The sequence below is a fragment of the Novosphingobium sp. FG90 genome, assembly GCF_057808725.1.
The window spans coordinates 81,901-94,373 of record NZ_JBMDIO010000013.1; the positions used below are offsets into that span (position 1 = coordinate 81,901).

Annotated in this window: 9 protein-coding genes; 5 read left to right on the forward strand and 4 right to left on the reverse strand. The window is 65.7% G+C overall.

The features are described 5' to 3' along the window. Positions 1-229: 229 nt before the first annotated feature. The 5 genes from ACODRZ_RS13550 (at position 230) to ACODRZ_RS13570 (ending at position 7,793) form a co-directional block, all read left to right on the forward strand. Positions 230-1,963: a sulfatase family protein gene (locus ACODRZ_RS13550; RefSeq protein WP_488971348.1), complete on the forward strand. Its 1,734-nt coding sequence runs from the start codon at positions 230-232 to the stop codon at positions 1,961-1,963. Between the two features lie 2 nt (positions 1,964-1,965). Beyond that, on the forward strand, positions 1,966-3,213 hold the full coding sequence (locus ACODRZ_RS13555) for an MFS transporter (RefSeq protein ID WP_488971349.1): 1,248 nt from the start codon (positions 1,966-1,968) through the stop codon (positions 3,211-3,213). Between the two features lie 169 nt (positions 3,214-3,382). Beyond that, a complete protein-coding gene (locus ACODRZ_RS13560) occupies positions 3,383-5,665 on the forward strand; it encodes a TonB-dependent receptor (protein ID WP_488971350.1) in 2,283 nt (760 codons plus the stop codon). Positions 5,666-6,081: 416 nt separating this feature from the next. Further along, the gene (locus ACODRZ_RS13565) at positions 6,082-7,068 is read left to right on the forward strand and encodes a sterol desaturase family protein (RefSeq protein WP_488971351.1); all 987 of its coding nucleotides are present in this window, start codon (positions 6,082-6,084) and stop codon (positions 7,066-7,068) included. Positions 7,069-7,154: 86 nt separating this feature from the next. Beyond that, on the forward strand, positions 7,155-7,793 hold the full coding sequence (locus tag ACODRZ_RS13570) for a hypothetical protein (RefSeq protein ID WP_488971352.1): 639 nt from the start codon (positions 7,155-7,157) through the stop codon (positions 7,791-7,793). A gap of 8 nt (positions 7,794-7,801) precedes the next feature. Here the strand turns inward: ACODRZ_RS13570 and ACODRZ_RS13575 are convergent, their stop codons facing one another. The 4 genes from ACODRZ_RS13575 to ACODRZ_RS13590 all read right to left on the reverse strand — a co-directional run bounded on the left by ACODRZ_RS13575 (position 7,802) and on the right by ACODRZ_RS13590 (position 12,357). Then, positions 7,802-8,578, reverse strand: a complete 777-nt coding sequence (locus ACODRZ_RS13575) for a DeoR/GlpR family DNA-binding transcription regulator (RefSeq protein ID WP_488971353.1) — start codon at positions 8,576-8,578, stop codon at positions 7,802-7,804. Positions 8,579-8,680: 102 nt separating this feature from the next. Then, on the reverse strand, positions 8,681-9,748 hold the full coding sequence (gene rhaT / locus ACODRZ_RS13580; RefSeq protein ID WP_488971354.1) for an L-rhamnose/proton symporter RhaT: 1,068 nt from the start codon (positions 9,746-9,748) through the stop codon (positions 8,681-8,683). 36 nt (positions 9,749-9,784) lie between these two features. Continuing rightward, positions 9,785-10,930: an FMN-dependent L-lactate dehydrogenase LldD gene (gene lldD / locus ACODRZ_RS13585; protein ID WP_488971355.1), complete on the reverse strand. Its 1,146-nt coding sequence runs from the start codon at positions 10,928-10,930 to the stop codon at positions 9,785-9,787. Continuing rightward, on the reverse strand, positions 10,927-12,357 hold the full coding sequence (locus ACODRZ_RS13590) for an FGGY-family carbohydrate kinase (protein WP_488971356.1): 1,431 nt from the start codon (positions 12,355-12,357) through the stop codon (positions 10,927-10,929). The genes lldD and ACODRZ_RS13590 overlap by 4 nt, the downstream gene beginning before the upstream one ends. Between the last annotated feature and the right edge of the window lie 116 nt (positions 12,358-12,473).

The following is a 12,473-nucleotide window of genomic DNA, read 5'->3' on the forward strand; positions in this document are numbered from 1 at the left end:
CGGCGGGCGCGCCGCAGCCCCCGGCGAGTCGCCGCCCCGTTCAGAGTGATCGGGTTGGAAAGGAAGCAAGGCCCTGCAGCGGAGTTGGCGCACCCCGGTGTCAATCAAAGGTTTTCTTTAGGGTGCGCCTGAAGTTATACGGTGGCGACGTCGAGCCATGACCGGCACAACGGCCACCTGCAGTCCGACGGCCACGAGGCCGAGGCGATCCTCTCTACCGGGAAACCACATGAAGAAGACCTCCGCCGCCGTGCGGGCGCTGATGGGCGCCGCCTGCTTCGCCGCCCTCTCGCTTGCGCCTGCGGCCGTATCGGCGAAAGCGCCCGCCGCGCAGGCCCGGCCCGCGAAGGAGGCGCGCCCGCGCAATATCGTATTCGTGCTGGTGGACGACCTGCGCTACGACGGGCTCGGTTTTCTCCAGCCGGGTCTGCTCAAGACCCCCAATATCGACCGCATGGCGAAGGAGGGGACCTATTTCCCCAACGCGGTGGTCACATCCTCGCTGTGCAGCCCCAGCCGCGCGACGATCCTGACCGGGCAGACCGCGCGCAACCATGGCATCGTCGACAACAACGACAGTTCCGAGGCAGGCCTCACCTATTTCCCGAGCTATCTGCGGCAGGCGGGCTACCAGACCGCGTTCTTCGGCAAGTGGCACATGGGCGCCAGCACCGATGCGCCGCGCCCCGGTTTCGACAAGTGGGTGAGCTTCATCGGTCAGGGCAATTACTGGCCGTCGAAGGTCAATACCGGGCAGTCCTCTCCAAACCTCAACGTGGACGGGAAGACGGTGCCCCAGAAGGGCTACATCACGGACGAACTGACCGACTATGCGATGGACTGGCTGACGAAGGAGCGTGATCCGAAGAAGCCGTTCTTCCTCTATCTCAGCCACAAGGGCGTCCATTCGGACCCGCTGCCGCCGCCGCGCTACGTGCACCAGTACGACAAGGCGAAGTTCACGCTGCCCGCCTCTGCGGCGAACACGCCCCGGAACAATGCGGGCAAGCCGCTGTGGGTGCAGAACCAGCGCAACACCTGGCACGGCATCGACTTCTTCTACAACGCCGACGTGCCGATGACGGAGTATCTCAAGTACTACTACGGCACGCTGTCCGCGATCGACGACAGCCTCGGCCGGGTGATGGACTACTTGCGCGAGAACCATCTGGAGAAGGACACGCTGGTCGTGTTCACCTCGGACAACGGCTACATGATCGGCGAACATGGCCTGATCGACAAGCGCAACGCCTACGAAGCCTCGATCCGGGTGCCGCTGGTCGTGTGGGAGCCGGGCACGGTCCCGGCGGGCAAGGTGAACGATGGCCGCATCCGCAACCTCGATTTCGCGCCGACTTTTCTCGACGTAGCGGGAGCACCGCGCCCACCGCAGTTCGAGGGCACGAGCGCCTGGAAGCTGTGGGAGGGCGTGCAGCCGGTCTCCGCATGGAAGCCGGGTGACTTCACTTACGAATACTACTGGGAATACAACTTCCCGATGACCCCCACGACCTTCGCCATCGAGCGCGACCGGCTGAAATATATCCAGTACTACGGCGTCTACGACACCGAGGAACTCTATGATCTCAAGTCCGACCCGGACGAGATGCACAACCTGATCGACGATCCGGCATGGGCTCCGAAGAAGCAGGAACTCCGCCTCGCGCTTTACGACCAGCTGGCCAATTCGGGCGGCAAGCATGTCATTCCCTATGGCAAGCGCACCGCGCAAGGGTCGCTGCGGCGGGGGATCAACGGGCCGCATGCGGCGGACTTCCCGGCCGACTGGTATATCAAGCCGAACCCCGTCGACCGCTTCGATCCGAATATGCCCGATACCCCGGCCAAGCTGAAGGCGCAGGCCGAGGGCAGGCCGCTCATCTACACCCCGCCGCTGGCCGACGAGTTGAAGCGGCAGATCGACGCTGGAGGCCAGACCTCGGACAAAGCCTCGGAGAAGTGAGCGTGGGCGCGTTGCTTTCCCCCCGTCGCCGCTGGCTGATCTTCGCGCTGGCGCTGACGGCGGGGGTGCTCAACCTCGTGGACCGGCAGATCATATCGGTGCTCAAACCGACGATCGCGGCCGACCTCGGCTGGAGCGACGACGACTACGGCACGCTGGCCGCATGGTTCCAGGCGGGCGCGGCGGTGGGCTTTCTTGCGGCGGGGTGGCTGGTCGACCGGCTCGGCGCCAAGTGGGCCAACGTCGCGGGTGTGGCGGCGTGGTCGGTCATGGCGATGACGCATGGCTGGGCGCAGAGCTTCAGCCAGTTCGTATTTTGCCGCATCGGCCTCGGCGCGACGGAATCGATGGGTACGCCCTCGGGCGTCAAGACGATCGCCGCGCTGTTTCCGCCCGAGTCCCGGTCGCTGGGCTTCGGCCTGTCCAATGCGATGAACAGCCTGGGCGCCATCCTCGCGCCGCTGGCGATCCCAGTGGTCGCGCTGGTCTGGGGTTGGCGCGGGGCCTTCGTGGCGGCCGGGGCGGTCGGGCTAATCTGGGTGCTCGGCTGGCTGCTGGCATCGCGCGGGGTCGATTTCGGCGACCGTGCGCCGGTCAGGTCGGCCCTGTCTTCCGGCAGCCCGCTGGCAGGCGACCGGCTGTTCCTGCTGGAGCGGCGGACATGGACCGTCGCTGTCGGCAAAGTGCTTTCCGACGCGACATGGTGGCTCATGCTGTTCTGGATGCCGGATTACTTCCACCGGCAGTTCGGATTGTCCGGCACCGAGTTGGGGCCGCCGCTGGCGCTGGCCTATTGCGGTTCGGCGGCGGGATCGCTGCTTGCGGGCTACGCCGCCAATGCGATGCTGGCGCGCGGAGCAGGCGTCAACAGGACGCGCAAGACGCTGATGCTGGTATCCGCGCTCTGCGTGGTGCCGGTGCCGCTGGCGCTGCATGTCGATGCCTACTGGGCCGCCGTCGCGCTGCTGGCCCTCGCGCTGGCGGGGCATCAGGGCTTCTCGACCAACCTGTTCGGCCTGATCGCCGACGTCACCCCGCGCGCAAGGGTGGGCCGTGTGACCGGCTTCGGCGCATTCTGCGGAAACATGGGCGGCGCGGCCATCAGCAAGGTGTCCGGCCTCGTGCTGGCGGCCGGGCTTGGCTACGGGCCGCTGTTCGGCTTCGCGGCGTGCTCCTACCTGCTCGCGCTCGGCTGGATCCAGCTGACGATGCCCGTGATCGTTGCTGTGGACGAGCCCCAGGTGGCTTGACGATCCAGCCCCCTCGTCATTGCAAGCGCAGCTTCGCTGCGCTCGCAATGACGGGAGGGGGGACGACGGCAGCGCTCGCTTAGGGGAAGTTTCATAGGGGGCTAAAGGAAAACTATCTTTCTCAACTGAATTGGTTGACTATCAACGCTCCCATTCCAGGGAGTTTCCGATGACCGATATCTCGTACCGCTTCGTCCGTTATGCATTGCTGGCGTCTGCGGCCGTTTTCCCCGTGGTTGCGCAGGCCGAGGAAGCGCCTGAACCCGTCTCCGGCGAGATCGTGGTGACCGCGCGCTACCGCGACGAATCCATCCAGCAGGTGCCGATCGCGATCACCGCCGTCAGCGGCCAGTCGCTGAACGATCGCGGCATCCACAACCTGCAGGACCTGTCCGCCACCGTCCCCTCGGTCGACTTCCGCACCAGCGCGTCCAACAAGGACCGCTCGGTCTTCGTGCGCGGCGTCGGCACGATCAGCACCTCGCCGGGCGTGGAATCCTCGGTTTCCACGGTGGTCGACGGCGTCGTCCTCTCGCGTCCCGGACAGGCTACGCTCGATGTGGGCGAAGTATCGCGGATCGAGGTGCTGCGCGGGCCGCAGGGCACGCTGTTCGGCAAGAACTCTTCGGCGGGCGTCATCAGCGTGGTCACCGCCGCGCCCTCGGACACCTTCCACGCCTACACCGAAGGCACCGCCACCACGGATGAGGAATACCGCCTCAAGGCCGGCGTCACCGGCGCCATCGCCTCCAACGTGACGGCCCGCATCGACGGCCTCTACGCCAACTACGCCGGCAACGTGCGCAACCTCAACACCGGCAGCAAGGTCAACGGCTACGAGCGCTACGGCGCGCGCGGCAAGATCGAGGCGCGCCCGACCGAGACACTCAAGATCACCCTCGCGGGTGACTACCTGCACTCCTACGACGATGCCACCAGCGTCTATACGAGCACCTCGCAGACCGCCTACCCCACCGGCACCGTCACCACCTCGGCTCCGCTCGGCGCGTTCCTGTCGGGCGTGGGCATCACGCCGAGCGCGTCCAACCGGCAGGCCAGCACCAGCTTCGACACGCACGTCACCGACAAGAACTACGGCGGCTCGCTGACCGGCGAACTGGAGCTGGGCGACTATACCGTCACCTCGATCACCGCCTATCGCGAGTGGAAGAACCACCAGTTCCAGGACAACGACGGGCTCTCGGAGCTGACCGCCACGTTCCCGCAGATCCACGACGAGGGCAAGCTGGCCTCCAGCCAGTTCTCGCAGGAACTGCGCCTGACCTCGCCCAAGGGCAATTTCATCGACTACGTCGTGGGCGCCTACTACATGCGCGCCAAGACCGACGAGACCTATGAACGCACCGTCACCCGCCTGATCTCCGGCAGCGAAGTCCCGGTCACCGGCGTCGCCGACTACGGCATCCTGAGCAAGAACTATGCGGTGTTCGGCGAGGCGAACTTCAACTTCACCTCGTGGCTGCGCGCCTTCGCGGGCTATCGCTCGATCTGGGACGACCTGAGCTTCTACCACGAGCGTACCTCGACCAACGATCCGACCAATTCGGGGGCATCGTCGCTCGATATCACCTCGATCCGCGCGTACCATCAGGCGCAGGGTTCGACCTCGCAGCGCGGCGATTCCTATCGCGGCGGCATCCAGCTTGACGTGACGCCTACCACTCACGCCTATTTCACCTATGCGCGCGGCTACAAGGGACCGGCCTACAACGTCTACTTCAACATGCGTTCGCTCAATGCGACGACGCCGCTGGACGAGATCGTGCTGAAGCCGGAAACCTCGGACTCGTTCGAGGCGGGCATCAAGGGCACCGCGCTGGACCGCAAGATCACCTATGCGCTGGCGGTCTACCAGACCAAGTTCCACAACTATCAGGCCAACTACAACGACGTCGTCGGCGGCGCGCAGGTCACCCGCCTGATCAACGCGGGCACCGTGGAGAGCAAGGGCGTGGAGCTGGAGTTCGGCCTGCACCCGATTCCGGGCCTCTCGCTCGATACCTCGCTGGCCTATACCGATGCCAAGGTGGTCCATTTCAACTGCCCGGTCGGCGCGCCGACCAGCTGCGATATCGACGGCCAGCCGCTGCCCTTCGCACCGAAGTGGAAGCTCTACAGCAACGCATCGTACCGCTTCGCGCTGACGGACTCGCTGAACCTGGAAATCCAGAGCGACGTCTCGCTCAAGAGCAAGACGCAGTATTCGCTGACGCAGACGCCCAGCACGGTCCAGCCGGACTACGTCATCTGGAACGCCAGCGTGGCGCTGCTGGGTGCGGACGATAGCTGGCAGGTGCGCGGCTTCGTGAAGAACATCACGAACCAGAGCTATGCGACCCTGCTTGCCAACGGCGCGCTTGCGGGCACCGTCCGCTTCGTCCCGCGCGACGACAAGCGCTACGGCGGAATCATGCTGCGCAAGGACTTCTGATCCGACCTCGACTCGAGGTTGCGAACGAAGCGAAGCAACCCGGGGTGGCGTCATGCCGCTCCGGGTTGCTTCGTTTTTTCCGCAATGGCGAGATGAATGATCGCATGTCGCGGCAATGCCGGTGGGGTGGGATTGCCGGTCATCGCTAAGTCATTATTCAATTTCCATAATCGCGATGTGGCTGCGGATCGCCGGGATTTCTGGGAGAAATCTCTTTGAGTGGCGGTCCGCTGAGCGCTATATTGCGGCCCCGAAGTAATGGGCCAAGCGGGATCCCGGCGGAACAATCAGACCCATACTATTGCGCCTTTCCTGCTGCATTGCAGAAAGGGCATGGACGCCGCCGCCATCCCGTATTACCATGTTTGAAATAAGTATTACTGACATGGGTGGTCAAATATTACGAGGGCAGGCGCATGGACGGGGTTCGCGTAGGTAACAGGTTGATCGGTACACAGGCCCCAGTCACTGTCGGCTGGGAGAATATCGGCAGGGTCGAGGGCGGCCCGTTGAAGCAGTTCGTCTTCACCTGGTTCCAGCCCACGGTGCTCTTCGCGCTGATCGCCTTCTGGTACTATGCCCCCAATTCCATCGCCAAGGCATCGACCGCGATCGGCATCGGCATCGGCTTTCGCCTGTTCCTCCTCGCGCTCGAATGGTTTTTCCCGCGCTACGAGAGCTGGAACCTGACCTGGAAGGAACTGGCGACCGACCTGTTCTACGTCGGCCTCGGCTATACGATCCTGCGCATCATCGACGGCTACATCGGCGACGGCGTGATGATCGAGGCGATCCAGGGCGCGTTCCACTGGGACAAGTTCGCCTGGTTCACCGGCCTGCCGCTGCTGCTGCAGGCATTCCTGATCTCGTTCATCTTCGATTTCGGGCAGTACTGGATGCATCGCGGGATGCACAACTGGTATCCGCTGTGGCTGCCGCACTCGGTCCATCACTACATCACCCAGTTGAACATCAACAAGGGCGCGGTCGGCAACCCGGTCGAGCTGTTCCTGATCGGCCTCGGCGTCGGCGGCTTCTTCGACTTCCTGCCGCGCGCGTTCCTGCTGGCAGGCGCGATCGGCATGGCGGTCGGCAGCTACCAGCACATCAACGTGCGCTTCAATTCGCCCCGCTGGTGGCGCTACCTGTTCCACACGACCGAGCATCACAGCCTGCACCACTCGCAGGACTTCGAGGCGAGCCGCAGCAACTTCACCAACACCTACATCTTCATCGACCGCATGTTCGGCACTTGCGTCGATGGCGAGGCGGAGTTGCTGGGCATGGAGGGCGGCCGCCGCATGGGCATCCGCGAGCAGATGACCTTCCCCTTCACCGAAGGCTGGAAGACGCTGAAGGAACGCTTCGGGCGCCAGCCGATCACCGCCGTTCCGGCCGAGTGATCCGGCGCTTCGGACGCGGCTCTCCTCCCATGCACATGCAGTCCACCGATCTGGGCGGCTCTTGTGGCCGTGCCGAAAGGAATACCATGAACGCGCGTTTCATCGACTGGATCTGGCATGTTAGGGGCAGCCTGCCGCTCGCGCCCGGACAGTCGCGCGAGGATGCCCTGGACCGCCTCACCCCGCTGTTCTTCGAAAGCGGGACCAGCCACGATCGTGGCGGCGACACGCTGACCTTCACCAAGCGCGATCAGGCCGCGCAGGACAAGATGTCGGTCTTCGACGGCGGCACCCTCAGGATCGAGAACGGCGCGGCCGGGTCAGTGCTGCGCTGGCACATGACCAGTCGGGCGCTGCTGTTCTGCTTCCTCGCGCCGCTCCTGTTCCTCGCCTTCGGACAGTTGACGATCGCACTCGGCAAACTGGAGACGCCCGCGTCCGAGGCATCGCAGAAGAAGGACGATAAGAAGGACAAGGAAAAGGCCGAGGTGCCGATGAATCCCATCGACAAGTTCCTCGGCGCGCCTGCTCCGGAGAAGCCCAAGAAGGATGGCCCAGACAAGTCGAACGGGGACAAGAAGAAAGAGGAGAAGAAGGACGACAAGCACTCGCCCACTTCCGCCTATGTCTTCGCGGGCATCTTCGCGGCGCTCTACGTCGGCGGCCGGATTCTGGAGGACTGGAAGATCAAGTCGCTGATCAGGAGGAAGCTGGCGGGCGCGTAGCCGCCGCCTCAGGCGATGATGACCCTGACGCCATGGTCGCTCAGCCGGGCGGCCATGTCCCGCGGAATGCCGGGATCGGTGACGATTGTGCCGATCTCGTCCAGCCCGCAGACGATCGCCCCGGACGAGGAGGTGAACTTGCTGCTGTCGACCAGCACGATGACTTCCTCGGCGCGCTCCATGAAACGGCGTTCGGCGGCGACGAGGATGACGTCCTGCTGCATCACGCCCTGCGGGCCGATCGCGGCGGCGCCCATGAACAGCTTGGGCGCGTGAAAGCGCGGCATCGATTCCTCGCCCGCCGGAGCCAGGATGATGTTCTGCTCCCGGAACACGGTGCCTGACGGCAGCAGCACCCGCGTGCCTTCTTGCGGCAGCAGGGCATCGACAATGTGCAGCGAATTGGTGAGGACCTGGCAATCCAGCCCCGCCAGATGCGGGCACATCTGCAGGGTCGTGGTGCCGCCGTCGATCATGATCCCCTCGCCCGGGCGGCACAGTGCCGCCGCCGCCCGGCCGATCGCCTGCTTGGCGGGGAGGTTCTGCAGGATCGACTGGGCGAAGGGCGTGCCGGCAAGGCTGCCCTCGCGTTCGTCCTTCTGCTCCTGCGGCAGCTTGGCGCCGCCGTGCACGCGCACGATCAGGCCTTCTTCCTCCAGCCGCGTCAGGTCGCGCCGGATCGTCGCGGGCGATGCTTCGAGCCGGGCCTCGAGCGCGCGATACGTCACGAACCCGGTGGCGGTCACCGCTTCGAGGATCAGGCGTTCACGCTGGGTGGAGTGCATTGGCTACCTTATGTCTCTTCATGTCGGTTTATGTCGGCCTTTGGACGGGCTTATGGCCGATTTTCCGATCATGATCCATCATTTCTGCTCACGGATGGTTGGTCAGGGATGCGCGGCTGCCTCGGTCATGTTGCCCATCCCGATGATCACGGTGGAGCCCATCAGCAGGCCGATCCCGGTCCACACCAGCGCCCGGGTGCGCGGGGCGGCGCCTTTCCATTCCTTCAGCGCAAAGCCCCAGAGCGTCGAGAAGAGGATGATGGAGGCCATGTGTAGCGTCCACGACGAAAAGCCGTAGCGTCCCATCTGGCTCTCGCCCATGGTGTAGAAGAAGAACTGGAAGTACCACAGCGTACCGCCGAGCGCCGCCAGCAGGTAGTTGACCAGAAGCGGCGGCGTCTCGCCCGTCGGTACGCGGCCGAGGAACTGGCCGAAGCTGCGGTTGCGGCGGATGAGGATGGCGCACCAGATCGCGTTGGTGGTAAGGCCGCCCGCCAGCACCACGCATAGCACCGGAAGCCCCTGGCTCAGCGGGTCGGTGCCTGCCGCCAGCGTCAGGTCGCGGATCGGCTGGCCGGCATCGAGCCCCCACGCGAAGCAACCCGACATGACGCCCGAGAACACCGCGATCAGCAGGCCTTGGCGCAGGTCGAACTCGGCCACGCCCTCGGAAATCCTGCCGCCGAGATCCTTGTCCTTGGCATGGCCCGCGCGTGCGACGACGATGATGCCCGCCAGCGTCACCAGAATGCCCAACAGCGTCAGTTGCCCGCTGGTGCGCGAGGCGATCTCGCCGATGGTGCCGTGGAAGATCGGCGGCCCCATCGTGCCGATCACGGTCGTCAGCCCCAAGGCCACCGCCATGCCGAGCGAGAGCCCGAGATAGCGCATCGTCAGCCCGAAGGTCAGCCCTCCGAAACCCCACATCGCACCCCAGAACCAGCACCACAGCAGGGTCCGCGACGGCGTTGCGGCAAGAACGCCGAGCAGGTCCTCGGTGCGCAGCGAGGCGAAGAGCCATGGCGCGATGGCCCAGGAGAACACCCCGCCCGCGAGCCAGAACACTTCCCACGACCACAGCCTTATGCGCTTGTAGGGAACGTAGAAGCTGGCGGACGCGAAGCCGCCCAGCCAGTGAAACAGGACGCCCAGCGGCGGATTGCCTCCCATGATCCTCGTGATCCTCTCTCTTCTTGTCTTTTTGTCTCAGCCCAGCGCCAGGCAGTTGCGGTCTATCTCGTCGATGCGGGTCGTGCCGGTGAGGGCCATGGCGACGCGCATTTCGGCCTCTACCAGCCTGAGCATCTTCGCAACGCCCGCCTCGCCCCCGGCCGCGAGCGCCCAGGCCCATGCACGGCCGAGCAGCACGCCTTTGGCGCCCAGCGCCAGCATCCGCACGACGTCGAGGCCGGAGCGGATGCCGCCGTCCGCCAGCACGGTCAGCCGCTCGCCCACCGCGTCCACGATCGGAGGCAAAGCGCGGGCGCTGGACAGCACGCCATCGAGCTGCCGCCCGCCGTGGTTGGAGACGACGATGCCGTCCGCCCCCAGCTCCGCGGCTTCTCGCGCGTCGTCCGGATCAAGGATGCCCTTGATGACGAGCGGCCCCGTCCATTCGGAGCGGATGAAGTCGAGGTCGCGCCAGTTGATCGAGGGGTCGAAGTTGTTCCGCATCCAGGCGAAGAAATCCTCGATCCCGGTCCTGCCCTTCAGCACCGGGGCGACGTTGCCCAGCGTGTGCGGGCGCCCGTTTATCCCGACATCCCATGCCCAGCCCGGCCGAACGGCGGCCTGCGCGAAGCGCCACAGCGCGCCCTTGGTCCCGCCCGAGCCGGCAAGGCCGGTGTGGTAATCGCGATAGCGGCTGCCGGGCACCGGCATGTCGACGGTGAAGACGAGGGTGGAGCAGCCCGCCTCGGCCGCCTGCGCCAGCAGGTCCTTCATGAAGGTACGGTCGCGAATCATGTAGAGCTGGAACCAGAACGGCTGCTCGGCCGCCTTCGCGACTTCGCCGATGGTGCAGGCACCCACGGTGGAGAGCGTGAAGGGCACACCGGCGGCATTCGCCGCTCGCACCGCCTGCGTCTCGCCGCGCCGGGCATTGAGCCCGGCCAGCCCGATGGGGGCGAGCGCGAGGGGCAGGGCGAGTTTCTGGCCGAACAGCTCGGTCGACAGGTCGAGCGCGGAGACGTCGCGCAGTACGCGCTGGCGCAGGGCGAGGTCGGCAAGATCGGAGACATTGCGGCGCAGCGTCGCCTCGGCATAGGAGCCGCCGTCGATGTACTCGAACAGGAAGCGCGGCAGCTTGCGCCGCGCCGCTTCGCGAAAGTCCGGGATCGAGGCGGTGATCATGCGGGCACGCCCGCGGGCGCCTTCGCCACGGCTTCGCGCCAGGCGTCGCGGTAGCCGAGCAGGTCACCCTCCAGCGGCTCGACGCGGGTAAGCTCGCCGCCTGCCTCCAGCGACGGATCTATCAGCCGCAGTGCGCCGAACGACACGTCGTTGTGGGCATTGGCGAGGAAGACCTCGGTGCCGGGCCGCAGTGCGGCGAGCGCGCGCACGAAGACCTCGGCCTCGGAGAACCGGCCCTCGATCAGCAGCCGCTCCTTGGATCCGATCAAGTCGAGCGCGGTATCCGCCACGAGCGCGGCATAAAGGCAGATCGCCGCGCGCCGCGCGTACCAGGTTCCCTGCCACTCGACCGGCGCGTTGACCCAGCGCGCCTCGCCGTCGGGATAGGGGCCGAAGCCGGGGGCGAGCGTGGGCATCATCATCGTGCGGCGGCGCAGCAGCGCCGGGACTTCAGCCATCAGCCGAGGCTGGTCGGGCCGGATGTCGATGCGGCGGGTGTCGAGCTGGATGACCGTCTCGATTTCGCGGCCGCCCATGAAGCGGGCCGATGGCACGGGCGCGCCATAGGCATCGACGTTGACCAGCGTGTCACGCCCTTCGGGCAGCGCGGCGATGGGGAAAGGCTCGGCCGCAAGGCGCATGGCGATGAACCATGTGCCGGTGGAAAGGATCGTCGCCTCCTGCCGCGCGATCTGTGCGAAGCCGCGCGCGGCAAGCAGCGCGGCGTTGGAATCGTGAAGGCCGGCAAGCACTTGCGCGGTCGGAGGCAGGCCGGTCTCGGCCGCGAGTTCGGGGCGCAGGGTGCCCACCACCTCGCCCGCGCCGACCACGGGAGCAAAGCGGTCGGCCCAGCCGAGGCGCTCGGCCATCGGCGAAAAACGCGCGTCGCCGGGTGCCCACAGGTCGGAGTGGCAGCCGAGGCTGGTCACTTCGCTGACCGCCCGGCCGGTGAGGAACCAGGCCCAGTACTGCGCCCAGGGCACCAGCGTCCCGCTCGCCATCGCCTCGGGGTGGCGCTGTGCCATCCACCAGATCTGCGCGCCCATGTTGAGACCGTCGGGCAGGGCGGGGGAGCCGGTCACGGCAAGCGCGTCGCGCTCGGCGCGGTAGGCGGCCATGACGTCGCCGGGGATCGGCTGTTCGTAGTCGATAGGGGCGAAAAGCAGCCCGTCTTCTCCGATCGCGGCGAAGGCGGCGCCGTGGGCCACGGGGATGATCGCCTCGACCGGATGGCCTGCCCATTCACGCAGGGTGGCCCGCAGAAACTCGCCGATTCCCTCGGCGTCGAGGCGGCGAATCCCGTCGATTTCGTGCGTCGGGTTGGGGTGCACCCGGCGGCACACAAGGGTACCATAACGGCACCACAGCGACACCTTGCTGAGGGTCTTGCCGATATCGACGACGATGTAGGTGCCTGTTCCTGTCATTCTCTCCGCCCGCCATTTTCAACCAGGCAGCGATCTGCCCGAACATGGTGTTGATTGATTGCTTATGAGCGATTAGTATCGAGTCAGATTGAACATGAAAAGAGGAAATGTCAGAG

Excerpts from the sequence above, each read along its gene's own strand:
- ACODRZ_RS13550 (WP_488971348.1), top strand. The coding sequence starts at position 230 with ATGAAGAAGACCTCCGCCGCCGTGCGGGCGCTGATGGGCGCCGCCTGC.
- ACODRZ_RS13560 (WP_488971350.1), top strand. The coding sequence starts at position 3,383 with ATGACCGATATCTCGTACCGCTTCGTCCGTTATGCATTGCTGGCGTCT.
- ACODRZ_RS13565 (WP_488971351.1), top strand. The coding sequence starts at position 6,082 with ATGGACGGGGTTCGCGTAGGTAACAGGTTGATCGGTACACAGGCCCCA.
- ACODRZ_RS13570 (WP_488971352.1), top strand. The coding sequence starts at position 7,155 with ATGAACGCGCGTTTCATCGACTGGATCTGGCATGTTAGGGGCAGCCTG.
- ACODRZ_RS13575 (WP_488971353.1), bottom strand. The coding sequence starts at position 8,578 with ATGCACTCCACCCAGCGTGAACGCCTGATCCTCGAAGCGGTGACCGCC.
- rhaT (WP_488971354.1), bottom strand. The coding sequence starts at position 9,748 with ATGGGAGGCAATCCGCCGCTGGGCGTCCTGTTTCACTGGCTGGGCGGC.
- lldD (WP_488971355.1), bottom strand. The coding sequence starts at position 10,930 with ATGATCACCGCCTCGATCCCGGACTTTCGCGAAGCGGCGCGGCGCAAG.
- ACODRZ_RS13590 (WP_488971356.1), bottom strand. The coding sequence starts at position 12,357 with ATGACAGGAACAGGCACCTACATCGTCGTCGATATCGGCAAGACCCTC.